Origin of the sequence: Pararoseomonas sp. SCSIO 73927, from assembly GCF_037040815.1 — a bacterium.
Taxonomy (GTDB): domain Bacteria; phylum Pseudomonadota; class Alphaproteobacteria; order Acetobacterales; family Acetobacteraceae; genus Roseomonas.
Window position 1 is genome coordinate 2,820,066 of the sequence record NZ_CP146232.1, and the last position, 22,260, is coordinate 2,842,325.

Annotated in this window: 23 protein-coding genes; 8 read left to right on the top strand and 15 right to left on the bottom strand. The window is 73.4% G+C overall.

The window, feature by feature from the left end:
- Window positions 1–19: 19 nt before the first annotated feature.
- On the bottom strand, window positions 20–1,255 hold the full coding sequence (gene urtA, locus VQH23_RS13210) for an urea ABC transporter substrate-binding protein (protein WP_338661197.1): 1,236 nt from the start codon (window positions 1,253–1,255) through the stop codon (window positions 20–22).
- Between the two features lie 499 nt (window positions 1,256–1,754).
- On the opposite strand from urtA, the gene VQH23_RS13215 reads away from it, so the two are divergent.
- Window positions 1,755–2,462 (top strand): class I SAM-dependent methyltransferase, encoded by a 708-nt coding sequence (locus VQH23_RS13215; RefSeq protein ID WP_338661198.1) that lies wholly within the window; start codon window positions 1,755–1,757, stop codon window positions 2,460–2,462.
- A 21-nt stretch (window positions 2,463–2,483) separates the two neighbouring features.
- Here the strand turns inward: VQH23_RS13215 and VQH23_RS13220 are convergent, their stop codons facing one another.
- The 3 genes from VQH23_RS13220 to dctP are packed head-to-tail and all read right to left on the bottom strand — an operon-like array spanning window position 2,484 to window position 5,363.
- Entirely contained in the window at window positions 2,484–3,791 is a 1,308-nt protein-coding gene (locus VQH23_RS13220) for a TRAP transporter large permease (RefSeq protein ID WP_338661199.1), read from the bottom strand.
- Window positions 3,788–4,297, bottom strand: coding sequence for a TRAP transporter small permease (locus VQH23_RS13225; RefSeq protein ID WP_338661200.1), 510 nt, complete (start codon window positions 4,295–4,297; stop codon window positions 3,788–3,790). Before VQH23_RS13225 ends, VQH23_RS13220 begins: the two co-directional genes overlap by 4 nt.
- Before the next feature lie 16 nt (window positions 4,298–4,313).
- A complete protein-coding gene (gene dctP / locus VQH23_RS13230) occupies window positions 4,314–5,363 on the bottom strand; it encodes a TRAP transporter substrate-binding protein DctP (protein ID WP_338661201.1) in 1,050 nt (349 codons plus the stop codon).
- 248 nt (window positions 5,364–5,611) lie between these two features.
- Between dctP and VQH23_RS13235 the strand changes: the two genes are divergently transcribed.
- The 3 genes from VQH23_RS13235 to VQH23_RS13245 all read left to right on the top strand — a co-directional run bounded on the left by VQH23_RS13235 (window position 5,612) and on the right by VQH23_RS13245 (window position 7,179).
- A complete protein-coding gene (locus VQH23_RS13235) occupies window positions 5,612–6,238 on the top strand; it encodes a hypothetical protein (protein ID WP_338661202.1) in 627 nt (208 codons plus the stop codon).
- Between the two features lie 82 nt (window positions 6,239–6,320).
- A complete protein-coding gene (locus VQH23_RS13240) occupies window positions 6,321–6,806 on the top strand; it encodes an NYN domain-containing protein (protein WP_338661203.1) in 486 nt (161 codons plus the stop codon).
- A 163-nt stretch (window positions 6,807–6,969) separates the two neighbouring features.
- Window positions 6,970–7,179: a hypothetical protein gene (locus VQH23_RS13245; protein WP_338661204.1), complete on the top strand. Its 210-nt coding sequence runs from the start codon at window positions 6,970–6,972 to the stop codon at window positions 7,177–7,179.
- Between the two features lie 124 nt (window positions 7,180–7,303).
- Here the strand turns inward: VQH23_RS13245 and VQH23_RS13250 are convergent, their stop codons facing one another.
- Genes VQH23_RS13250 through VQH23_RS13270 form a run of 5 tightly spaced genes read right to left on the bottom strand, consistent with a single transcriptional unit; the run spans window position 7,304 to window position 12,102 of the window.
- Window positions 7,304–8,071: a nucleotidyltransferase family protein gene (locus tag VQH23_RS13250; RefSeq protein WP_338661205.1), complete on the bottom strand. Its 768-nt coding sequence runs from the start codon at window positions 8,069–8,071 to the stop codon at window positions 7,304–7,306.
- Window positions 8,068–9,240, bottom strand: coding sequence for a dATP pyrophosphohydrolase (locus tag VQH23_RS13255; RefSeq protein WP_338661206.1), 1,173 nt, complete (start codon window positions 9,238–9,240; stop codon window positions 8,068–8,070). The genes VQH23_RS13250 and VQH23_RS13255 overlap by 4 nt, the downstream gene beginning before the upstream one ends.
- A gap of 33 nt (window positions 9,241–9,273) precedes the next feature.
- Window positions 9,274–10,338, bottom strand: coding sequence for an LptF/LptG family permease (locus VQH23_RS13260; protein ID WP_338661207.1), 1,065 nt, complete (start codon window positions 10,336–10,338; stop codon window positions 9,274–9,276).
- Window positions 10,339–10,379: 41 nt separating this feature from the next.
- Window positions 10,380–11,624 (bottom strand): LptF/LptG family permease, encoded by a 1,245-nt coding sequence (locus tag VQH23_RS13265; protein WP_338661208.1) that lies wholly within the window; start codon window positions 11,622–11,624, stop codon window positions 10,380–10,382.
- 10 nt (window positions 11,625–11,634) lie between these two features.
- Window positions 11,635–12,102 carry an HIT family protein gene (locus tag VQH23_RS13270; protein ID WP_338661209.1) on the bottom strand — a complete coding sequence of 156 codons (468 nt, stop codon included), beginning with the start codon at window positions 12,100–12,102 and terminating at the stop codon, window positions 11,635–11,637.
- Window positions 12,103–12,178: 76 nt separating this feature from the next.
- Here VQH23_RS13270 and VQH23_RS13275 point away from each other — a divergent pair, with 76 nt between their 5' ends.
- Entirely contained in the window at window positions 12,179–12,670 is a 492-nt protein-coding gene (locus VQH23_RS13275) for a DUF2141 domain-containing protein (protein WP_338661210.1), read from the top strand.
- On the opposite strand, the gene VQH23_RS13280 is transcribed toward VQH23_RS13275, so the two are convergent.
- Window positions 12,621–13,547, bottom strand: a complete 927-nt coding sequence (locus VQH23_RS13280; protein WP_338661211.1) for a metallophosphoesterase — start codon at window positions 13,545–13,547, stop codon at window positions 12,621–12,623. The two genes, VQH23_RS13275 and VQH23_RS13280, sit on opposite strands and share 50 nt — an antisense overlap.
- A 78-nt stretch (window positions 13,548–13,625) precedes the next feature.
- On the opposite strand from VQH23_RS13280, the gene VQH23_RS13285 reads away from it, so the two are divergent.
- The 3 genes from VQH23_RS13285 to VQH23_RS13295 are packed head-to-tail and all read left to right on the top strand — an operon-like array spanning window position 13,626 to window position 16,569.
- A complete protein-coding gene (locus VQH23_RS13285; RefSeq protein ID WP_338661212.1) occupies window positions 13,626–14,720 on the top strand; it encodes a CDP-alcohol phosphatidyltransferase family protein in 1,095 nt (364 codons plus the stop codon).
- Window positions 14,717–15,673, top strand: coding sequence for a diacylglycerol kinase family protein (locus tag VQH23_RS13290; protein ID WP_338661213.1), 957 nt, complete (start codon window positions 14,717–14,719; stop codon window positions 15,671–15,673). The genes VQH23_RS13285 and VQH23_RS13290 overlap by 4 nt, the downstream gene beginning before the upstream one ends.
- Entirely contained in the window at window positions 15,670–16,569 is a 900-nt protein-coding gene (locus tag VQH23_RS13295; protein ID WP_338661214.1) for a hypothetical protein, read from the top strand. Before VQH23_RS13290 ends, VQH23_RS13295 begins: the two co-directional genes overlap by 4 nt.
- Window positions 16,570–16,736: 167 nt before the next feature.
- Here VQH23_RS13295 and VQH23_RS13300 read toward each other — a convergent pair whose 3' ends face one another.
- The 5 genes from VQH23_RS13300 to VQH23_RS13320 all read right to left on the bottom strand — a co-directional run bounded on the left by VQH23_RS13300 (window position 16,737) and on the right by VQH23_RS13320 (window position 22,260).
- Entirely contained in the window at window positions 16,737–18,200 is a 1,464-nt protein-coding gene (locus tag VQH23_RS13300; protein ID WP_338661215.1) for a hypothetical protein, read from the bottom strand.
- 37 nt (window positions 18,201–18,237) lie between these two features.
- Window positions 18,238–19,449 carry a serine palmitoyltransferase gene (spt, locus tag VQH23_RS13305; protein ID WP_338666100.1) on the bottom strand — a complete coding sequence of 404 codons (1,212 nt, stop codon included), beginning with the start codon at window positions 19,447–19,449 and terminating at the stop codon, window positions 18,238–18,240.
- Window positions 19,446–19,697, bottom strand: coding sequence for an acyl carrier protein (locus tag VQH23_RS13310; RefSeq protein ID WP_338661216.1), 252 nt, complete (start codon window positions 19,695–19,697; stop codon window positions 19,446–19,448). The genes spt and VQH23_RS13310 overlap by 4 nt, the downstream gene beginning before the upstream one ends.
- 80 nt (window positions 19,698–19,777) lie before the next feature.
- A complete protein-coding gene (locus VQH23_RS13315) occupies window positions 19,778–21,115 on the bottom strand; it encodes a lipopolysaccharide biosynthesis protein (RefSeq protein ID WP_338661217.1) in 1,338 nt (445 codons plus the stop codon).
- On the bottom strand, window positions 21,112–22,260 hold the full coding sequence (locus VQH23_RS13320; RefSeq protein WP_338661218.1) for a glycosyltransferase family 4 protein: 1,149 nt from the start codon (window positions 22,258–22,260) through the stop codon (window positions 21,112–21,114). The genes VQH23_RS13315 and VQH23_RS13320 overlap by 4 nt, the downstream gene beginning before the upstream one ends.

Consider the following 22,260-nt stretch of genomic DNA (forward strand, 5'->3'; position numbering starts at 1 on the left):
CCGCCACCCTCCTTTCCTGTCAGCCCCGGCGGTTCCGGTTCTCGGGGATGAAGGGGGACCAGTTCTCGGCGGGGATGGCGTTCGCCGTCTTGTGGACGATGTTGAACTGGCCGTTCTCCATCACCTCACCGATCATCACGGGCTTGGAGAGGTGGTGGTTGGTGCCCATCACCTCCTCGTAGCCGCAGGGCGCCATCACCTTCTGGCCGTACATCGCCTCGCGCACCGCATCCACGCCCGTGGACTTGGCCTTCTCCACGGCCTGGGTCCACATGCGGAAGCCGGTGTAGGTGGCCTCCATCGGGTCGTTGGTCACGCGCTTGTCGTTCTTGATGTAGTCCGCCCACATCCTCTTGAAGGCGGTGTTCGGCGCGCCCTCCACCGACATGAAGTAGTTCCAGGCGGCCAGGTGGCCGACCAGCGGCTTGGTGTCGATGCCCGCCAGCTCCTCCTCACCCACGGAGAAGGCGACGCAGGGGATGTCCTCGGCCTTGATGCCCTGGTTGCCGAGCTCGCGGTAGAAGGGGACGTTGGCGTCGCCGTTGATGGTGGAGACGATGGCGGTCTTCTTGCCCTCGCCTGCGAAGCGCTTCACGCGGGAGACAATGCCCTGCCAGTCGGAGTGACCGAAGGGCGTGTACTCCTCCATGATGTCGGCATCCGCAATGCCCTTGCTGTTGAGGTAGGCCCGGAGGATGCGGTTCGTAGTGCGGGGATAGACGTAGTCCGTGCCCAGCAGCGCGATGCGCTTGGCCTCGCCACCATCCCTGCCCATCAGGTACTCAACGGCCGGGATCGCCTGCTGGTTCGGGGCGGCGCCGGTGTAGAAGACGTTCTTGGACTGCTCCTCGCCCTCGTACTGCACGGGGTAGAAGAGAAGGCCGTTCAGCTCCTCGAACACGGGCAGCACGGACTTGCGGGAGACCGAGGTCCAGCAGCCGAAGACAACGTCGCACTTGGAGACGGCCAGGAGTTCGCGCGCCTTCTCGGCGAAGAGAGGCCAGTTGGAGGCGGGGTCCACCACCACGGCCTCCAGCCGGCGGCCCATCACGCCGCCTTTCCGGTTCTGGTCCTCCACCATCATCAGCACGGTGTCGCGCAGCGCCGTTTCGCTGATGGCCATGGTGCCGGAGAGGGAGTGGAGGACGCCCACCTTGATCGGCGCGCCTTGCGCGAAGGCGGGGCGGATGGCGGGCAGGGCCAGGGCGCCGCCCAGACCGGCCAGGGCGGCGCGGCGGGTGAGATTCGTGTTCATTCTTCTCGCGTCCCACAAGGGCCGGTGCGCCCGCGGGTCCTCCGCGGCGGGCCGGGCTCACGGGGTTGTTGCGAGAAGCGTGCCAGGGTGGAGGGGGAAGGCCGCCGATCCTGATCGGAACGGCATGGCGCGCCGCCGGGCAGTTGAGCGGGCCCTGCGTGATTCTTTGGCAGATCAGAACGGATTTGCCCGGGGTCGAGCGGGGATGGGCGCAGACCCTGCCGATCGAGCATCGAAACAAGCCGGGAGCAGCCCTCGAATTCGGTTGAGGCCGCTCTGGATGAATGAGACGGCACGTCCCATGCGAATGACATCAGAACGCCCCTGGCCTTCCCCGTCCTTTTCCCTCTCCCATCAAGACATCCAGCCCCGTGATGGCCTGTTCCGCCCTCCGGCTTCGACGCCGGTCCGCGAGGCCGCCGCGGCCAGCCCTTCACTTCCCAGCCCTTCACTTCCCAGCCCTTCGCTTTACGACGTCCCCGAGCTGTACGACGCCATCATGCGCCCGGGCCCCTGCGAGGCCTTCTACCGTCATGAGGCGCGGCGTGGCGGGGCGGTTCTGGAACTGGCCTGCGGAACGGGCCGGTTGAGCCTTCCGATCGCGGAGGACGGGCACGATGTCGTCGGGCTGGACGCCTCGCGCGAGATGCTGGCGGCGGCGGCGCGCAAGGCGGCCGGAACAGGGCTCGCCCTCTCCTTCGTCCAGGGCGACATGCGGGATTTCGAGCTCCGGCGGCGCTTCGGGGTGATCATCATCTCCTGCAACTCGCTCGCCCACCTCACGGCGCTGGAGGATCTGCGCGCCTGCCTCACCGCGGTGCGCCGGCATCTCGCCCCCGGCGGCGTCCTTGCGTTCGATGTCGTGCGGCCGGATCTCCGCCTCTTGTCCCGGCCCGCGGATGCGGCATTGCGGCTGGATCTCGGGCCCAACCCCGCTTCGGCGATCGAGGCCGAGGAGAGGGCGACCTACGACCCGGTCGGGCAGGTGCGCGTCTCGCAGTGGCGCGTCCAGCAGGCCGGGCTGGGGGAGAGGTTCATGGCCCCGCTCGTCCTCCGCCAGTTCTTCCCGCAGGAACTGCCCCTGCTCCTCGAGGCGGGAGGGCTGGAGCTCGTGGCTCGCTACGGGGATTTCGCGCGCAACCCGCTCACGGCCGACAGCCTGAACCAGATCTGCATCGCCCGGGCGCGTGACGGCGGCGCCGCGTGACCTGCGGGCGCGCGGCCCCCTCTACAGGTCCCCCATCCAGCGCGGCAGGGCGAGCGCGATCTCCGGCACGAAGGTCACGGCCAGCAGCACGGCCGTCATCGCCAGCAGGAACCACCAGACCCAGACCATGGTGCTCTCCATGGTGCAGCCGGCGATGCGGCAGGTGACCATGAGGTTCACGGCCGTCGGCGGGGTGAAGGCGCCGATGGCGACGTTCATGGTCATGATCACGCCGAACCAGGTCAGGTCCCATTGAAACATGGCGGCGATGGGCAGGAGGATGGGGAGGAAGATGAGGTAGGTGGAGATGGCGTCCAGCGCGGTGCCGGCGATCATCAGCAGCACGGTGATGGCGAGCAGCATCACCGTCTCGTTCGTGGTCAGCCCGATCAGCAGCGTCGCCAGCGCGTCGAAGATGCCTGCGGCGCTGCCGGCATGGGCGTAGATCGCGGCCAGCGCGATGATGAGGAGCACGACGGCGGAGATCTCCGCGCTGTCGCGCAGCACCTCGTAGATGTCCCGCCAGGACAGGCTGTGATAGACCACCACACCGACGAAGAGGCCATAGAAGACGGCGACCACCGCCGCCTCGGTGGGCGTGAACGCGCCGGAGCGGAGGCCGCCGAGAATCACCACCGGCGCGGCGAGGCCCCAGAGGGCTTCGAGGAAGGATCGCCAGAGGCGGGCGGCGGTGAGGGGAGGGCGGGCGGAGCGGGGTTCGGGCAGGCCGAAGCCGCCGCGCCGGGCGAGCCAGATGGCGGGGATGATAAGGGCGAGGCCGGAGAGGATCCCCGGCACCACGCCCGCGAGGAACAGCGCGGGGACGGAGACGCCCGGCACCAGCACGGAATAGACGATGAAGGGAATGGAGGGCGGGATCAGCACGTCCGTCGATCCGCCCGCGGCCGTGAGCGAGGCGACGTAGGAGGGCGGGTAGCCCTGCCGCAGCATGGGCGGCACCATCACCGCGGCCACGGCGGCCGCATCCGCCGCGCCGGAGCCGCTGACGCCGCCGAGGATCATGCAGAGCAGCACGGCGACGATCGCCAGCGCCCCGGTGCGGTTGCCGACGAGAAGCTGGGCGAAGCCGACCATGCGCGCGGCCACGCCCGCCCGCTCGAACACCATGCCCGCCAGGACGAACATGGGCAGCGCGAGGAGGGGGTACTTGGCGATGCCCGTCCAGATGTTGGTGGGCAGGGCCATGACGCCCATGCCCTCCATCGCGATCACCAGAAAGCCGGTGAGGCCCATGGCGACGCCGATGGGCACGCCGACGAGCATGAGGAGGATGAACAGGCCGACGAGGAGAAGGATGGCGAGCGTCACGCGCGGGCCACCCGGACCATGCGGCCGAGAAGGCGCGCGCAGATGACGAGGGACATGAGCGGCATCCAGCCCGTGTAGAGCCATTGCGGCACGCCGAGGCCGGGGGAGAGAACCTCGAAGCGGTACTCGTCCCAGGTGTAGTAGGCGCCGAACCAGGCGAGGGAGCCGAAGACCAGCAGGCAGCAGAGGAGGACGAAGATCTCCACCATGCGCGCGGTGCGGAGGGGCAGCTTCTCGGTGAAGTAGGTGACGCGGATGTGCCGGTCCGCCCCGAAGGCGGCGGCGCTGCCGAGGAAGGTCATGATGACCATCAGCGCCACCGAGTACTCCTCGGTGAAGGCGATGGAGACATCCGTCAGGTAGCGCATGGCGACGTTGGCCATGGTGATCACGGCCAGCACCGCCATGGTGGCCGCGCCCAGCGCGCCCTCCACGGTGATGGGGATGCGCGGCGGGGCCTCCCCGAGCTGGAGGCCCGGGGCCTGGATATCGGCGTGCTCGGTCATGATGGCCTTGGTTGCGTCAGCTCACGCGGGCGATGGCGGCCTCGGCCTTGCGGACGAGGTCGGTGCCGACGGTGGCCGCCCACTTGTCGTAGACGGGCTTCGTCGCCGCGGCGAAGGCGCGCTTCTCGGCGGCGGAAAGGTCGATCACCTCCACGCCGCGCCGCGCGCACTCCTCCAGCGAGGAACGGTCAGTGCTGGGGGGAACGCCGAGGCCCTTGCGCGCGGCGTTGTTGCCGGCCCCCCCGGCCTCTCGCGCCGCCTCCACCACGATCTCGCGGTCCCGTGGCTCCAGGCTCGCCAGCACGGGCTTGCTGATGGAGACGATGCCGGCATCGGCGCAGTAGTTCCACATCGTCAGGTGCTTCTGCGCCAGCGTGTCCATGCGGAAGCCGAGGAAGAGGTTCACGGGGTTCTCCTGCCCGTCCACCGCGCCGGTGGAGAGCGCGGGCTGCAGGTCCGCGAAGGACATCTGCACGGGGTTGGCGCCCAGCGCCGTGTAGATCTCGGAGAAGATGGCGCCGGCGGCGAAGCGGATCTTCAGCCCGCGCAGGTCGGCGGGGGCGCGGATCGCGCGCTTGGAGTTGCTGATCTCGCGGAAGCCGTTCTCGCCCCAGGCCAGCGGCTCGATGTCGCGCTGGGCGAGGGTGCGGAACAGGGCGGCGCCCACTTCGCTCGCCACCAGCGCGTCGAAGGCGGCATGGCCGGGCATGAGGAAGGGCAGGGAGAAGAGGTTCATCTCCCGCACCTGCGGCGAGATGTTGATGGTGGAGAAGACGGCGCCATCGATCACGCCCTGGCGGATCGCCACCAGCTCCCGCGTCTGGTCGCCGCCGACGAGGGATGAGCCGGGATAGACCTTGAAGTTCAGCCGCCCCTCGCTGCGCTGGTTCACCAGGTCGGCCCAGACGAAGGCGGATTCCGAGAGGGCGATGGGGCGGTTGCCCACCACGGTGATCTTGTACTCCGGCTTGTAGCGGGGCTGCGCGGCGGCCAGGCGTGGCGCGGCCAGCGCGGGCAGGGCGGCGGCGGCCGAGAGCAGGGCGCGGCGGTGCATGGGCTGGGTCACTGTTTCCTCCCCCGTATCGTTGCGCGCACTCTGAGAGGCGGGGGCGGCGGCGGCAAGGGGCGAACCCGGATGTCCTGGCGGCGCGTCGCCGGGCGTGCAACGACTCCCGGCATGGGGCACGCTCCGCCGTTCTTCGCCGGGCGCCTGATCGTTACGGCAGGGCCGCCGTCCCGCCGCCGACACCGGTCGGCCGGAATGCTGCCATCGTCGGGACGTTCTCTAGCCCCACGCTCCAAGGGGAAGCATCGATGATGCCGGTCAGGACCATTCTCGCCGTCGGGGCGGCCGGGCTGCTGCTCTCGGCCTGCGTGCCGCCCCCGGACTACTACGCGCCCGTCTACTCGCAGCCCTACCCGCCCCAGGTGCCGGCGGGTGGCTACGCGCTCCCGCCGCCTGTTCCGCCCGGCGCGGCAGTGCCTTCTCCCTATGACGGCCAGCCGCCCTACCGCGGCTACGGCGCCGCGCCGGCCTACCGCCCCGGCGAGGTCCCATTCGGTGCCAGGCCTGATGGGCCTCCGGGCTATGCCGGACCTTCTTCGGGCGGGCCGGGCCAGTGGGATGACGGGTACGGCCGGGGGCAGGCACCTCAGTACCAGCAGCAGTACCAGCCGCGGGATCAACCCCAGTATCAGCAGCAGTATCAGCAACAGTACCAGCAGCAGCAGTACCAGCAGCCGTATCAATCCCAGTACCAGCAGCAGTACCAGCCCCAGGACCCGGCCCGGTACCAGCCGCAGGACGAGACGTCCTACGGTCGGCCGCTGCGGAACCGCCTGGACGATCCGGAGCCCAGCCCGTCCTTCGATGGGCGGCGTGACGCCTCGCCTCCGTCCTATGATGGTCCCGCGGGGCTCGGCCAGCCGACCTGGCGCTAGGCGTGCCCCGGGGCAGGGGAGGGGGCAGCTGACGCACCTCGCCTACATCGACAGCAGCAACCTCTTCATCGAGGCCCAGAAGGTGAGCGCGGTGGCGCAGGGCCTCGCCGCCAGCCCGCAGGATGCCGGGCAAAGGGGCGCGCTCGATTTCGGCTACCGGCTGGACCTCTACCGCCTCATGGCCCTGCTCGCCCGGGCCGCCGATCCGGTGCGGGCGGTCGTCTTCGGCAGCACCACCGACACCAATGCGGGCGTTTGGCGCCATGCGGCCGGGGCGGGCTTCGAGGTGGTGACGGTGGAGCGCAGCTTCTCCGGACGGGAGAAGCGGGTGGACACGAGCCTCGTGACCCGGCTCTGCCGCGACGCCTACCGGTTCGGCGACCCGCGCCGCGACCGGATCACCCTCGTCGCTGGCGACGGCGACTATGAGCCCGCGGTGACGCAACTGGTCGCGGACGGCTTCGCGGTCACCGTGCTCTACTGGTCCCATGCCAGCCGGGAGCTGCGCGAGGCCGCGACGGCCTTCCACGCGCTCGATCCCTACATCGCGGAGCTGGCGCTGGGCTGAGGCGGTGTCCGGGCGGGTCGGGGGTAGGAGCCGGCCGGGATGATATCCGTGCCGTGGATAAAAGGTATCCATCCCCTGCGCTGGCTTTCGCGGACTGCCGGGCGCATCTGCCTGTCAACGCAGGGCGGCACGTCGCCGCCCCATCCATTTAGGACATGCCGCCATGACGAACCTTCGCACCCTCGCCCTCGCCGCCGCCCTGATCGGTTCCGTCGCAGCCCCCGCCTTCGCCGACCAGGACCGCGTCCCCGAGGGCACCACTGCCTCCGGCCGCTGGGTCGCCGCGGAGAGCCGCACGCCTCTGGCCGGCAATGCCGCAGGGAACCTTCTCGAGCAGAGCGGCGCCACGGGCGGCGCCGGCCAGCAGAACTGAGCCGCAGAACTGAGCCGCAGAACTGGGTCGGGGGCTCAGGAAGTCCTGGGCCTCTGGCCCAAGGGGGGCTGTCGGAGCGATCCGGCAGCCCTTCCTCGTTTCCGGGCCCGGGTTGTCCCCCGGCTCAGCCCGCCCCGGCGCGCAGCGTCGCCTCCACCAGGGCCAGGTCGTCCGGCTTGTCCACGTCCACCGCCGCCGCTCCGAAGGGCATCTCCACCACGGCGACGGGCGTGCGGCAGCGCGCGCCGACCGCGTCCAGCCCCTCCCGCAGGGTCATCCGGCCCAGCGCGTAGCGGATCAGCGGCAGCGGGCCGAGCATCCGGGCCATGGTCAGGGGCCGCTTCCGCTGCTCCTCCAGCCGCTGCCAGAACTCCAGCGCCCGCGATGCTTCCGGCCGGGACAGCAGGAACAGGTTGCAGCCGCTGAAGCTGCCGTCGCGGAAGCGCAGCCAGGTGCGCCGCGTGTCCGGGAACTCCGCTAGGATCGTCTCGCGCCGCGCCAGCGCCGCGACCGCGGAGGCACCGGGCGGGGCGGCGCGCAGAAGATGCCCCACCATGTCCGGCGTCAGCAGCGCGTGGTCGGCCGTGGTCACCAGCAGCGGCGCGCCGAACCTCTCGAAGATCGCGGCGGCGCTGCGGGCAGGGCTGGTGCCGGATGGGCGCAGGATCACGCCGTCCAGCCCTTCCAGCCCCGCCAGCACCCGCCCGGGCTCCTCGATGGAGACGACCACGCGCCCGATGCCCGGCGACGCCCGCAGCGCGGCCAGCACCCGCAGCAGCATCGGCACGCCCGCCACCGGCAGCAGCGCCTTGTGCGAGACGCCGGCCGCCGCGGCCATCGGATCCGTCCCGCGCCGCTGCCCCGCCAGCACCAGCGCCGTCACGCCGCTCACAGCGCCTTCCCGTAGACGCGGTAGGTCTTGTAGGCCTTGGCCCCGAAAGATTCCGCCATGTGCCGCATGGGCAGGTTGTCCTCCAGCACCCAGGACATCTCGATCCGCCTGATCCCGAGCGCCAGCGCCTCCTTCCGCAGGGCCTCCACGAGGAAGAGCGGCAGCACGCGCCCGAACATCCCCATCCCGATCTCCCGCCGCACCCCCATCAGCGGCACGCGGGCGGAGGTGACGCCGGCCACCTTCAACCGCCACAGCAGCTTCGCCCAGCCGAAGGGGAGCAAGCGCCCGTCCAGGTCCCGGATGGCCTCGTTCAGGTTGGGCAGGCACACGGCGAAGCCCACCGGCCGCTCACTGATCTCCGCGAACCAGACCAGCCGCTCGTCCAGCAGCGGGCGCAACTCGGAGGCGAGGTGCGCCACCTCCTCCGCGGTGAAGGGCACGAAGCCCCAGTTCCCTGACCAGGCCTCGTTGAAGATGTCGATCAGCGCCTCGACCTCCTCCCGCAGCCTCGCCTTGCGCAGCGGCCGCAGAGAGACGCCGGAGGGCAGGCCGCGGGCGATCGCCCGCGATGCGGCCGGGGGCAGCGGGTCCAGCCCGTCGCTGACATAGGCCAGCACGTCGCGCGCCTTGGCGTAGCCCAGCGCCTCCAGCCGCGCCCCGGCATAGGGCGGATCGTGCGGCATCATCAGCATGGGCGGCGTGTCGAAGCCGGAGACGAGAAGCCCGGTCTGGTCGTTGATGGAGAGGCTGAAGGGGCCGAGGATCCGCCGCCGCCCGCGCGCGCGGGCCCAGCTCTCGGCCGTGCCCAGCAGGGCCGCGAAGACCTCCGGGTCGTCCTCCGCCGCCAGCAGGCCGAAATGCCCGGGGCGCCCGCCCTCCTCCTCCGGCACCAGCCGGTCGTCCTGCGCGCTGATGCGGCCGACGTCCCGGCCGTCGCGCCGCGCGATCCAGAACGCCGCCTCCGCGTGGCGGAACCAGGGGTTCTTCTTCGGGGAGAGCGCGTCCCGCCGCTCCATCAGCAGGGGCGGCACCCAGGCCGGGTCGTCGCGCATCAGCGCGTGCGGCAGGCGGATGAACCGCTCCATCCCCGCGCGGTCCGCGACGGGAACGACCTCGACGCGAGAGCCGGGGTCGGGGCTCCGACCGCCGCGCCAGGGACCATCCATGTGATCGACTCCTCGCCCGGACCTTGCGGCCTCTCAGGCTTCCTCGCGCCAGAGGCGCAGCAGGCCGGCGACGGCGAAGCAGGGCAGCATGGACCAGGCCGCCGGCAGGGGGCCGAGCCCCCCTGCCTCGCCGATCGCGATGAAAAGACCCTGCGCCACGAGATAGCCGAGCCCCAGCGCCAGGCCAACCGCCATGCGCCGCCCGCCCCCCAGCTGGCGCGGCAGCCCGAAACCCGAGGGCGCCGCCAGGAGCAGCATGAGAAAGGGCGCCAGCGCCGCCGCCGCCATCGCCTGGACCCGCGTGGCGAAGTAGGCGGGGCCGCGGGTGACCGGCCCGAACCCTCTCTCGCCCCGCAGCAGCGCCGTCACGCCCTGCGCCTCGGTCGGCCTCGCCAGCTCCCGCATCTCCCGGGGCAGGGGCCCCTCCGGCCAGGTGACGTCCGGGGTCGCCATCTCCCGCGCCGCGCCCAAGCGCAGCACCCGCGCGCCCGTCAGCCGCCAGCCCTCCGCCCCGTGCCGCGCCTCCTCCGCCGCGATCCGCAGCGCCACCCGCCCCACCGCGTCCCGCCGCACCAGCAGCACGCCGCCCAGCGCCGTGCCGTCCGGCGAGACCGCGTCCGCCGCCAGGATGTCCGGCCCGCTCCGCAGCCAGATCCGGCGCTGCAGCGCGAGCGGGCGGTCCTGCGCCTCCCGGTGGTTCCACCAGTCCAGCAGCGCGCGCTCCGTCCGCGGCGCCAGCCCCGCCTGCAGCCCGATCTGCAGCCCCGCCGCGAGAAGGCAGGCGGGCGCCAGCGCCGCCATGATCCGCACCATGCCGACGCCGGAGGCCCGCATGGCCGTGATCTCCAGCGTGGCGGCCAGCCGCCGGAAGGTCAGGATCGCCGCCACCAGCACCGCCAGCGGCACGAGCTGCCCGAGGGTGGAGGGAAGGCGCAGCAGCGCGTAGCGCCCGATATCCAGCACCCCGCCGCGGGAGAGCACGTCCCCCGCCTTGTCCAGAAGGTCCAGCAGCTGGAGCAGCGCGGCGAGGCCGAGCAGCACCGCCGCCCCCCGGGCGAGGAAAATCCCCGTCAGGTAGCGCGCGAGCACGAGCGGCATCAGTAGGGAACCCTCACGACGAAGGCCTCACGACCAATGCCTCATCGGGCCACCCCCGCCCGGCGGGGCAGCAGCCGGGCCAGCCGGGCGCCGGCCCAGCCCGCCGCCCGGTCCAGCCGCTCCAGCACGCCGTCGAAGGCCCCCTCGGCCGGGTGGCGGTTGCTGTGCCGGAAGACGAGGAGGGAGAAGGCGGCGAAGAGCGCGAAGAGCAGCCACATCCCCGGCCGCGGGTCGATCCGCCCGAGGTCGCCCAGCGATTCCACGAGCTGGACGGCCTGCTGGTAGACCACCAGGATCACCGCGCCGAGCAGGATGGCAACGGAGCGGCGCGAGCGCTTGGCCGCCAGCCCCATCGGCACCGCCAGCAGCGGCAGCAGCAGCAGCGAGGCCGAGCGCACCAGCCGCCCGTGCAGCTCCCCGCGCATCCGCCGCGCCGGCACGGGGAGGTCCGACCGCCCCAGCCCCGTCCAGAGCTCGTCCAGCGTCATCTCCCGCTCATCCGCGCCGCGGAGGCGAAAGATCGGCAGGCGCCGCACGAAGGGCCGCGACTGGCCGGAGGAGGCGAAGTTCAGGGTGGAGGCCCCGCCCCCCGCGTCCAGCGTCACCTGCCGCCCGTCCTCCAGCTGCAGCAGCAGCTCGCTCCGCCCGGCATCCAGCACCATCTCGCCCGTCGCGGCCGTGGTCAGCACCTCCGTGCCGTCATCCTGGCGCTGGTGGAGGAGGATGCCGTGCAGCAGCCCCGTCCCGGGGTCCCGCCGCTCCACGAAGACGGTCAGGCGCCGACCCACCTGCGCGAACTCGCCCGGCACCAGCGTGGCGTTCCACCCCGCCTCCGTCAGCGCGTGCAGCGCGGCGCGGTAGGCGTAGCGGCTCATCGGCTGCACGTAGCCGTAGAGCGCCCCGCCCAGCAGCGCGCAGAGGAGGCCCACCCCCAGGAAGGGGCGCGCCATCCGCGCGAGGGAGAGGCCGGAGGCCTGCAGCGCGTCCAGCTCATGGTCCTGGCTGAGGCGGGAGATGACGGAATAGACCGCGAGGAACAGCGCCGCCGGCACCGCGAGGCCAAGGTAGTGGGGGATCAGGTAGAGCAGGAGCTGCGCGATGGAACTGGCCGGGCTGCCCGAGCCCGCCAGCAGGTCGAAGAGCCGCAGCAGCCGCTCCAGCAGCAGGGCGGGCAGGACGAGCAGCAGCGTGCCGGCCAGCGGCCGGACGAGCAGCCGAAGCATGTAGCGGCTGACCAGCCCGCTCCCCGCCGGCGGCCTGCCACCGGCCCCTGCGCGCGCGCTCACGCCCGGCCGCTCAGGCCGCCGTGGCGGCCCAGGCCTCGCGCAACCGGCGCAGCAGATCCTCCCGCACCGCCTCCTCCGGCTCCACCGCCTGTCCCAGCGCGGGCGGCCCGGGCCAGCCGGCATCGGGGAAGTCCTGGCCGAGATGCGCCCGCGCGCCCTCGTAGCGGGGGATGACGTGGAAGTGGACGTCCGGGTCCACCATCATCAGCATCAGGTAGTTGATCTTCTCATAACCCACGAGGTCGCGCAGGATCGGCTCGATGCGGGACACGGCGGCGTGCAGGTCGGCGAAGGCGGCGGGGCTGACGGCCCCGAAGGCGGTCGCCTCCTCCCGGCAGGCCAGGACGAGGGCGCCGAGCGTGACCTGCTGCGGGCGCAGCAGCACGCTCCAGTGGCCGGTCTCACCGATCAGCGTGGCGGGGTAGCCGAACTTGGTCATCGTGGCGTTCGGGGTGACATTCGGTAACGCATCGGGCATCGAAGGACTCGCGCGGCCGGGAAGGGGGCGTCTCGTGGCGGCACGGACTATAGGTTCGCGGCCCCGGCGGTTCCAGTTGGCCGCCCTGGCGCTGCTCGCCCCGTTGCTCCCCCTGTTGCTCACGCCGGCACGCCCCGCCGCCGCGGCGCCGGAGGACGGCCCGCGCGTGACCGCCTGCGCGGCCGCGGACGCGCCGGAGGGGCCGCGGCTCCGCGTCACCGTCACCGGCGCCCGCCGCGCCGCGGGCAACGCCACGATCACGATCTACGGCCCGCGGCCGGAGCGCTTCCTGGCCAGCCGGGCCTACCTAGCCCGCCAGCGGATCCCCCTGCGGACCACCTCCGCCGAGGCGTGCTTCGCCCTGGCCGCGCCCGGCACCTACGCCATCGCCGTCTATCACGACGAGAACGGCGACCACGACTTCAACCGCACCCTCATCGGCATGCCCGCCGAGGGCTACGGCTTCTCCAACGACGCCCCGACCGCCACCGGCCTTCCCTCCTTCTCCGCCGTCCGCTTCAGCGTGCCGGCCGGGGAGTCGGTGATGACGATCCGCCTGCGCTACTGATCCGAAGCAGGTCCGGCGGCGCCGCCCGGAAGGGGCCGCCCGCCGCCGCCTGCACGCGCAACTCCACCTCCACCCGCCAGCCATCCCCCTCCCGCCTGATCCGCAGGACCTGCCAGCCCGGCGGCCCGGCGCGCCCGGCCGCGAGCGCCTGGGGCACCCCGAGCACGGGGATGGGGCCGGCCGGGCCGGGGATCGCGCCCCGCATGGGCCGGTGGTGGTGGCCGTGCAGCACCAGCTCCGCCCCGTGCCGCGCCAGCACCCCGCGCAGCGCCGGCCCGTCCGACAAGGCCTTCCGCCGCCCGCCGGGGCCGATCCCCGGCGGGTGGTGGATCAGCACGATCCGGAACAGCCCCTCCTCCCGCGCCGTGTCCAGCAGGGCGGGCAGGGCCGCGAGCTGCGCCGGGCCCAGCCGGCCCGCCGCGGATCCGGGAAGGGTGGGCACCGCCGAGGAGAGGCCGATCAGCGCCACAGGCCCGCGCCGCCGCAGGAAGGGGAAAGGCACGTCCCCGGCCTCCCCCGCCATCCAGGGCGCCCACTGCCCGATGCCGGAGGCCCAGGGCACGGGGGCGGTGGCGTCGTGGTTGCCCGGCACCACCGTCACCCCCTCCGGCGGGCCGAGCGCGGCCAGCAGGTCCCGCGCCGCCGCGAACTCGCCGGGCAGGGCGAGGTTCGTCAGGTCGCCCGTGACGGCCACGTGGTCCGCCGCCGCCGCCGCCACGTCGGCCAGCAGGGTGGCGGCCGGCACCGCGCGCCGCCGCTTGCGCCGCCAGGCGAGATAGGCGAGCAAGCGCTTCCCCGCGAGTTGCCCGAGCGGGCGGATCGCCCCGGAGGGTACAGGCAGGTGCAGGTCGGACAGGTGCGCGAGGGTGAAGAGCATGGGGCCGCGCAATCTCGCCCGTCCCCGGCGGCAGCACCAGCCGCCCCCCCTTCGGCGCGGTGGATCGGGGAGTCCCCCGTGCCTGTCTGGAGCATGCCGGGATCGGAGCTGCTGCGCCGGGCCCTGATCCGGGCCGGGGTGGCGGATGCCGCGCCCTGGGCGGGCGATGCCCCCGCGGGCGCGCTGCTCCTCCTTCGCGCCGACCAGGTCTACGACGCCTCCCTTGTGAAGGGCCTCGCCGGCCGCCCCGGCGCGCTCCTCCTCCGGCCGGAGGACGGGCTGCCCGTCGCCGCTCACCTGCCCGCCGGCGCGGAGGCCGCCCCGGTCGCCGCCGCGCTGCTCGCCGGCCGCCCCGCGGGCGACCCCGCCTTCGCCGGCCTCGTCCCCGCCCGCCCGACTGACCTCGCGGACCTCTACAACAAGGCGCTGCGCAAGCGCGGGAACCCCTACCTCCTCCGCCTCAATGCCGGCACGCGGGGCGCGGTGGAGTGGGAGATGTTCGGCGGCTCCTACAAGGGCGTGACGGACGCCATCACGAAGCACGTCTGGCCCCGCCCGGCGTTCCAGGTGGTGCGCGCCTGCGCCGCGCTCGGCATCACGCCGAACATGGTGACCTTCGCCAGCCTGATCCTCGTCTTCGTCGCGCTCTGGCTCTTCGCGATCGGGTCCTGGTGGCCCGGGCTGCTCGCCGCCTGGGTCATGACCTTCCTGGACACGGTGGACGGCAAGCTGGCGCGGGTGACGCTGACCTCGACCCCGCTGGGCAATGTCTTCGACCACGCGATCGACCTGATCCATCCGCCCTTCTGGTGGCTGGCCTGGATCCTCGGCCTCTCCGCCGCCGGGATGCCGCTGGCCTATCCCGTGACGGTCGGCGTCATCGTCTTCGGCGGCTACGTGGCGCAGCGCCTGCAGGAGGGGCTGTTCCTCGGCCTCTACAGGATGGAGATCCATGTCTGGCGGCGCTTCGACAGCTTCTTCCGCCTGTGGATCGCCCGCCGGAACCCGAACCTGCTGATCCTGAGCGTGTTCACCCTGTTCGGCCGCCCGGACTGGGGCATGCTCGCCCTGGCCGCCTGGACGGTGTTCGGATGCCTGGAGCAGGTGGTGGTGACGGTGCAGGCCGGGCTGGCCCGGCGCCGGGCGCCGCTGCGCTCCTGGTTGGAGGGATGAGCGCGCCGCGCATCGGCCTCATCACCAACCCGCTCAGCCGCGCCCTACAGGAGGGGCGGCACAGGCTCGACGGGGCCGCCACCGCCGGGATGCTCCGCGCCGCGCCGGACACGCCGGAGGCGCTCCGCTTCGTGCTGGGCGACTTCGCGGCGAGGGGCGTGGAGCTGCTGGCCGTGCAGGGCGGCGACGGCACGCTGCGGGAGGTGCTGACCGCCCTGCCATCCTGCTTCGAAGCCCCCCCTGCGATCGCCCTCCTCGCCACCGGCAAGACGAACCTCGCCGCCCGCGTCCTCGGCACCGCCGGGCCGGGGGAGAAGGGCCTTGCCGCCCTGCGCCGCGCCGCGGAGGGCGGCACCCTGCGCCGCCGCGCCGTGCCCGTGCTGGAGGTGGCCCGCCCCGGCCTGGACGAAGCGCCGATGCGGGGCTTCCTCCTCGGCGCCGGCGCCCTCACGGTCGCGAAGGAGATGGCGGATCGCCGGCTCCACGGGCGCGGCATCCATGACCGGCTCGCGGTCGGGCTGGCGCTCGCCGGCACCGCCTTCCGCGCCATCGCCGGGCGCGGCCACCCCCTGCGCGCCGGATACCCCATGGACCTCTCGGTGGATGGCCGCCCCACCCCGCCGGGGCGCCGGTCCCTCTTTCTCGCGACGCCGCTGGACCGGCTGATGCTCGGCCTCTGGCCCTTCTGGGGCGGGGGAGACGGCCCGCTGCGCTGGCTCGACGTGCAGGCCCCGCCGAGGCGGCTGGCCGCGGCGATCCTGGCCGCCCGCCGGAACACTGATGGGGCGGCGATGCCCCCCTGGATGGCCGAGCGGGGCTACGGCAGCGGCCGGGCCGCCCGGATCTCCCTCCGCCTCAAGGTTCCCTTCGTCCTCGACGGCGAGGTGTACGAACCCGGCCCCGAGGGCCTGCTCCTCTCCGCCCCCACCACCGCCACCTTCGCCGCGCCGTGAGCGACCCGCTCCTCGCCCTCGCCGCGGCGGAGCTGGCCTTCCCCGAGGAGCCCAGCCCCGCCATGCGCGCCGCGCGGCGGCTGGCCGAGAGCATCGTCGCCCGGCACGGGGCGGCGGTGGAGGCGGTGCTCCTCTACGGCTCCAACCGGCGCAGCGGGGAGGCCGCGGGGCTGCTGGACCTCTACGTCCTCACCACCTCGGACCGCGCCTTCAACGGCCCGGGCGCCCTGGCCCTCCTCAACGCCGCGCTGCCGCCGAACGTCCTGCACTGGCGCCTCGACGGCCAGGAACCCCTCCGCGCCAAGGTCGCCGTCATGACCCTGCACGCCTTCGAGCGGCGGATGCGGCCCGATTCAGTGGATACCACCCTCTGGGCGCGGTTCTGCCAGCCCACCACCCTCGTTTACGCGCGGGATGCCGGGGTGCGCCGCCGCGTCGAGGCCGCCGTGGCGCAGGCGGTACGGACCGCCGTGACCTGGGCCCTGCGCCTGGGCGCCCCGGTGGAGCCGGCGGCCGCCCTGTGGCGCCACCTCTTCGCCAGCACCTACGGGGCGGAGCTGCGCGTGGAGCGCGGCAACCGGCCCGAGAGCATCGTCGCCACCGCCCCCGCCTGGTTCGACGCCGCCCTGCCCGCGGCGCTGTCCGGGCCCGGCGCGCGCCCGGCGGTGGATGGGCAAAGAGCCTGGAGGCGGCGCCGCGTCGCCGGGAAGGCGTTGAACGTCGCCCGGCTGGTCAAGGCCGCCTTCACCTTCGACGGCGGGCCCGACTACCTCGCCGACAAGGTCGCCCGGCACTCCGGCGTGGCTGTGGAGCTGACGCCCTGGCAGCGCCGGCACCCGATCCTGGCCGCGCCCCTCCTCCTGTGGCGGCTGCGGCGGCGGGGCGCGGTGCGCTGAACGGCGGCGTGTCCCGGCCCGGTCGGCATCCCCGCCTGTTCCAGCCGGTCAGCCGCTGAACCCCGTCCCCTTCCGGCCTCCTTCCCAGCCATGCGTGCCAGTGCCGGAGGATGCCCGCCTTCCATCGAGGGCGGCGGGAAGCACCGCCCTTTCGTCCATCGCGCCGCTCAGGGCAGCCGCGCGTAGAGCAGCCGCTGCCGGCTGCCGATCCGCACCTGCTGCACGACGCGGTAGCCGCCGGCCAGGGCCTCTGCCAGCACCGCCTCCGCGGCCGGGTTGATGCGCTCGCGCGTTCTGTCGGTCGTCACGACGTAGTCGGGGCGGGAGGCCAGGACGCGCCGCAGCTCCGCCACCGGGTCCACGCCGATCCCGCTCGCCTCGCGCCGGTCGTTCAGGTGGGTGGGGAAGACGTAGCGCGTCGGCAGGGGGCTGCGGGTGAGGAAGTAGAGGATCGATTCCCCGTCGAACACGTAAAGGGTGGCGCCGGGCCGTACGGCGGCGGCGAGGGCCCGCACCTCGCTGCCGTCGCCGCGGGAGCGGAGGTGGAGGATCGCCGGGACGATCGTGGCGACCGCGCCGAGGGCGAGGAGGGCGGGCGCGGCCGGGACCTTCCAGGCCCGGGCGCCCGGATCCTGGAGGGGCCGGCCCAGCAGCGGGGCCGCGGCGACCGAGAGGGGCAGGAGCAGCGGCAGGGCGTAGTGGTTGTAGTAGGTGCCGAAAAGGAGGACGCCGAGCACCGCCGCCGCCGACCAGCCGGCGACGAAGCCCAGGGCGCGCCGCCGCGGGGCCCCGGTGGCCTCCCTCCAGCCCTGCCGCAGGCCGAGCACCGCGGCGAGCCCGAGCGGCAGCAGCAGCCCGGCCATGGCCGCGAGCCGGGGCAGGGAGGAGCCGAGCGCCGCGGTGTTGCGCCGGAAGATCGAGAGGAAGTTCGCGAAGAGGAAGGCCTCCGCCTCGCCCAGGGCGGCGTAGGCGGCAAGGGCGGCGGCGGTGGGGAGGAGCGCGCAGGCGGCCCAGGCGAGGGAGGCTAGGAGCAGGAAGGGCCATCCCGCCCGCGCCCGCCAGGCGGCCCAGAGGAGGGCGAGGCCGAGGAAGGCGCCCTCGAACACGGCGGTGTACTTCACCTGCATGGCCAGGCCGGTGGCGAGCATCGCGGCCGCGCCCAGGCCCAGAAGCCGGGCGGGGGTGCCGGGATGCGCAACCGCGCGCAGCGCGGCCCAGGCGGCCGCGGCCATGGGAAGGTTGTAGAGGACCGGCGCCTGCCCGCCCTCTCCCCCGAAGGCGCCGAGCCAGAGGAGATAGGCCGCGCCGGCGAGAAGGCCGCCCCGCCGGGGCGCCACCTCCGCGCCGATGCGGAAGACCAGGAAGGCCGTGGCCGCTGCGAAGAGGGTGGCGACGACCTGGTACTGCACGATCCCTTCCCCGCCGAGGGCGCGGATTGCGGCGTAGACCAAGAAGAGCCCGACCGGCTTGCGGTCCCAGATGTCGCGGTAGGGCAGGGCGCCGCCGAGCAGCCGGTCGCCGACGAGCAGGTAGAACTGCTCGTCGCTCTCGACCACCGGGTTCCCGAAGAAGAGGCCGCGCGCCAGGAAGGCCAGGGCCAGCAGCGCCAGCGCGGCCGGCAGGTCGCGCATGGCGCCCCCCGCCCGTGCCTGCGCTGGCGTCAGCCGCCTACTCCGCCGCCAGCGGGACGCTGAGCAGCCCCAGCGCGTGGCCGGTGCGGGTGATCGCGTCCACCGCCGTGCCGATCTGCGCCGGGGTAAGGGCGGCGCTCACGCTCATCCGCAGCAGCGGCCGCCCGCCCGGCGTGGCCGGGCCGAGGGCGAGGTTGGTGTAGACCCCCTCCGCCAACAGCCGGTTCCAGAATATCACCGCCGTCTCCCGGTTGGGCATGGAAAGGGAGACGATGGGGCTCGGCATGGCGTTGAGCAGGAAGCCCGACGCCACCAGCCCCTCATGCAGCTGCTGCCCGTTCCGGCGCAGCGCGCCGCGCAGCTCCGGCCGCGCCTCCATCACGTCGATCGCCCGCAGGACGGAGGCGGCGATGGCGGGAGGCAGGGAGGCGGTGAACATGTAGGGGCGCGCGGAGAGGCGCAGCGCGTCGAACCCGTCCAGGTCCGAGGCGAGGAAGCCGCCGATCGCGCCGAGGCTCTTGCTGAAGGTGCCGACGACGAAGTCCACGTCGTCCTCCACCCCCTCGGCCTCGGCCAGGCCGCGCCCGTTGTCGCCCAGCACGCCGAGGGAATGGGCCTCGTCCACCATCAGCCAGGCGCCGGCCTCGCGCTTCACCTCCGCCATTTCCCGCAGCGGGGCGGTGTCGCCGAGCATGCTGTAGATGCCTTCCGCCACGATGAGCTTCTCGCCGGGCTGGGAGGAGAGGATGCGCAGGCGGCGCCGGAGGTCGTCCGGGTCGTTGTGGCGGAAGCGCGTGACCTGGGCATGGCCGAGGCGCGCGCCGTCGTAGATGCTGGCGTGGCTGTCGCCGTCCAGCAGCAGGTGGTCGCCCTTGCCCGCGATGGTGGAGAGGGCGCCGAGATTCGCCTGGTAGCCGGTGGTGAAGACCATGGCCGAGCGGCGCTTCAGGAAGGCGGCCAGCCGCCGCTCCAGCGCCGCGTGCCCGTCATAGGTGCCGTTGGCGATGCGGGATCCGGTGGTGCCCGTGCCCCGCTCCTGCGTCGCGACCACGGCGGCGTCGATGCAGTCCGCGTCGAAAGTCAGGCCGAGGTAGTTGTTGGTGCCGAGCAGCAGGATTCGCCGCCCGCCCAGCAGGGCCTCAGTGGCGGAGAGAATGGCATCGAAGGTGACGCCGAAGGGGTCGCGACCGGCCGCGCTGACGGCCGCGTGCTCATCGCGCAGAGCGCGGAACTTGGACAGCATGCTCAGGCCGCCAGGCTCGGGTCGCTGACGAGGACGCGGACGAGGTCGCCGACGGTCTCGATCTCGGCCATCCGGTCCATCGAGATGATGGTGTCCAGCCGGGTCTCCAGCAGCATGATGAAGTCGATCGCGCCCACGGAGTCGAAGTTCAGGTCGCGCAGGATATGCGTCTCCATGGTCACGGGGCCGGTCAGCTTCCCGGACTCCTCCAGGGCCGCGGCGATTTCCCGCAGGGCCGCCTGCTCATCCAGCATCTTTTTTCCCCTACAAAGGAAACCCCAACGCCCCCCCGGGCAATTCCGGACTAAGGCTTCCTGTAAGCCAGATGCAAGGATCATCCTGTTTCTGAATTGTCATCTTGTAACAGCCATTGCGCGGAGGGCACAGCCTGCCCGGCTAGCAAGAGAAGTGCCGAGAGGATGGAGGCCATCCCCGCCCCGGGGAGCCCGACCAGGGCCAGCCCGGTGAGGGCGAGGGGGACGTAAACCCCTGTCGCCACGGCCCGAAGTCGCAGCGCGAGGGCGTGTCGGCCCATGGAGACCAGCAGGGGTTCCAGCGCGAAACCGGCGAAGCCGATGGAGGAGGCAACCCCCAGCAGCAGCATGACGGGATAGGCCCCGGGACCGTCCGCTCCGCCCACCAGGCGAAGCAGCCATTCCCCCAGCGCGGCCAGCACGGCAAGGAAGACGAGGGCGATCCCTGCCGAGAGGCCGAGACCGCGCCGCATGAGCCGGCGTAGGGCCGCCCGGTCCCGCTCCGCCGCCAGCCGGGCCAGCTCCGGGTAGAGGGCGGGGGTGAGGAAGCGGCTGGGCTTCAGCGCCGCCTCCCCGAGCTGCCGGGCCAGGGCGAAGAGGGCGGCCTCCGCCGGGCCGAGCATCGCGCCGACGCAGAGGGTGGCGAGGTGGGTGGAGCCGAGGGAGAGGGTGGTCATCAGGTTGGTGGACCAGGCGAAGCCCCAGATGCCGGGATGCGCCTCCGTCGCCCGTGGCCGCGGCGCCCCCGCCTCCCGCCGCAGCAGCCCGCGGCGGGAGAGCTCCCTCCAGGCGGCCGCGATGAGGACCAGTCCGCCGAGCACCGTGCCCGCGTACCAGGCGGCCAGGAAGCCCGGTAGCCCTGCCCCTGTGGCCGCGGCCAGCCCGGCGCCTGCCAGCCGGAAGGCCGCCCCCATGGCGTCCCGCCGCGCCAGCAGGTCGAAGCGGTCGAAGAGGCGGAGCAGCCCGATCGGGGTGGCCAGGACCAGGAAGGCCGTGCAGGTGGCGTAGAGGGCGCCCAGCGGCACCACCTCCGGCGGCCAGCCGAAGAGGGAGCCGAGGTACCAGGCGGCCCCCGCGCAGCCGAGGCTGCCCACCACCCCGGAGCCGATGTCGAGCGCCAGGGTGAAGCGGAGCAGGGCCCGGAAGGCGGGGCGCCGCTCCGGCTCCAGGCTGCCCGCCCCGTAGCGCAGCACGGCCTGCCAGGACTGGAACTTCACGAAGGAGGCGGCGGTCTGGGCGAAGCCGTGGATCAGCACCAGCACGCCCATGCCCGCGGCGCCGAGCGTGTGCATTCCCAGGCCGAAGGCCGCCAGGTTCAGCAGCGCCGTCGCGATCTTGCCGCCCAGCAGCAGCCCGGCGTTCCGCAGGATGCGCCGGAACAGCGCGTCGGCCCCGGCCGCGCCGGCCGCGGCGCTCATGCCCGGGGCCCTTCCAGCCGCGCCAGGATGCGGGCGGCCCGGGCATCCCAGGTGTAGGTCTCCAGCAGCGCCGCCCGCGCCCGCGCGCCGAGGGCGGCGGCCCGCGCGGGATCGGCCAGCAGCGCCCGGGCGGCGGCGGCCCAGGCCGGGGCGTCCCCCGGCGGCAGGAGAAGCGCGGCCCCGGTCCCCGCCAGGATCTCCCGTAGCGCCGGGATGTCCGAGGCGAGGATCGGGCGGCCGGCGGCCATGTACTCGAACAGCTTCAGCGGCGACATCCAGCGCCCGATCTCCCGCCCCGCGGAGGAGGCCACGCTCGGCGCGGGCGGCGCCAGCAGCAGGTCGAAGCGGGCGAGGTAGGCGGGCACGCGCGCGTGCGGCACATGGCCGTGCAGGTGCAGGTTGGCCCGCCCGGCAAGGCGTGCGCGCCAGAGGGCGATGTCCGCCTCCATCCCGCCCACCGCGTGCAGGTCGCATTCGGGCAGGGCCTCCGCCAGGGCGGCCACAGTCTCCATTCCCTTGCCGGGGTAGAGGTGGCCGACATAGCCCAGCTGCGGCGCGCCCGGGCGGCCCGGCCAGGGCTCGGGCGGCGGTCCGGGATCCGCCACCGGGTCCGCGCCGTCATGCGCCACGGTCATCGGGCGCCCGGCCAGGGCCGGCACGGCGGCGGCGTAGTCATCGGCCAGGCTGCGGGAGATGGCGACGGCCAGGGCCAGGCGGGGATGGCGGAGCAGCCAGGCTTCCGCCAGGCGCCGCGCCCGCCGCCGCGGCAGCGCGTGGACCTCGTAAGCGAAGGGGGTGCGGGTGCGGGCCACGGCGGCGGCCAGCGCGTAGGCGTGGCGCCCGTAGAGCAGGTCCGGCGCCGGCCGGGCCGCCAGTTCCCGCGCCGCCAGCAGGGGGTAGAGCAGGTTCTTGCCCAGCGGCAGGTCCGGCGGCGCCCGCAGCACCAGCTCGAACCCCGGAGGCCTGCCGAAGGCCTCGAAGACCGCTGGCGCGTCCGATTGCCGGCCGCGCGCGTAGAGCGTGACCTCGTGCCCCGCGGCGGTGAAGGCGCGGCACATGCCCATGACGTTCACCGCGCTCGCCACGCGGGAGGGGAGGGCGGTGCCGGCGATGTAGGCTATGCGCATGGCCTGTCCCTGCTGCAT

Bases quoted from the DNA above. Each gene is read 5' to 3' on its own strand.
- VQH23_RS13225 (WP_338661200.1), bottom strand. From the start codon at position 4,297: ATGACCGAGCACGCCGATATCCAGGCCCCGGGCCTCCAGCTCGGGGAG.
- VQH23_RS13290 (WP_338661213.1), top strand. From the start codon at position 14,717: ATGAGCGCGCCGCGCATCGGCCTCATCACCAACCCGCTCAGCCGCGCC.
- VQH23_RS13310 (WP_338661216.1), bottom strand. From the start codon at position 19,697: ATGCTGGATGAGCAGGCGGCCCTGCGGGAAATCGCCGCGGCCCTGGAG.
- VQH23_RS13235 (WP_338661202.1), top strand. From the start codon at position 5,612: ATGATGCCGGTCAGGACCATTCTCGCCGTCGGGGCGGCCGGGCTGCTG.
- VQH23_RS13280 (WP_338661211.1), bottom strand. From the start codon at position 13,547: ATGCTCTTCACCCTCGCGCACCTGTCCGACCTGCACCTGCCTGTACCC.
- VQH23_RS13300 (WP_338661215.1), bottom strand. From the start codon at position 18,200: ATGCGCGACCTGCCGGCCGCGCTGGCGCTGCTGGCCCTGGCCTTCCTG.
- VQH23_RS13270 (WP_338661209.1), bottom strand. From the start codon at position 12,102: ATGCCCGATGCGTTACCGAATGTCACCCCGAACGCCACGATGACCAAG.
- VQH23_RS13315 (WP_338661217.1), bottom strand. From the start codon at position 21,115: ATGAGCGCCGCGGCCGGCGCGGCCGGGGCCGACGCGCTGTTCCGGCGC.
- VQH23_RS13245 (WP_338661204.1), top strand. From the start codon at position 6,970: ATGACGAACCTTCGCACCCTCGCCCTCGCCGCCGCCCTGATCGGTTCC.
- VQH23_RS13320 (WP_338661218.1), bottom strand. From the start codon at position 22,260: ATGCAGCAGGGACAGGCCATGCGCATAGCCTACATCGCCGGCACCGCC.
- VQH23_RS13215 (WP_338661198.1), top strand. From the start codon at position 1,755: ATGCGCCCGGGCCCCTGCGAGGCCTTCTACCGTCATGAGGCGCGGCGT.
- urtA (WP_338661197.1), bottom strand. From the start codon at position 1,255: ATGAACACGAATCTCACCCGCCGCGCCGCCCTGGCCGGTCTGGGCGGC.
- VQH23_RS13255 (WP_338661206.1), bottom strand. From the start codon at position 9,240: ATGGATGGTCCCTGGCGCGGCGGTCGGAGCCCCGACCCCGGCTCTCGC.
- VQH23_RS13260 (WP_338661207.1), bottom strand. From the start codon at position 10,338: ATGCCGCTCGTGCTCGCGCGCTACCTGACGGGGATTTTCCTCGCCCGG.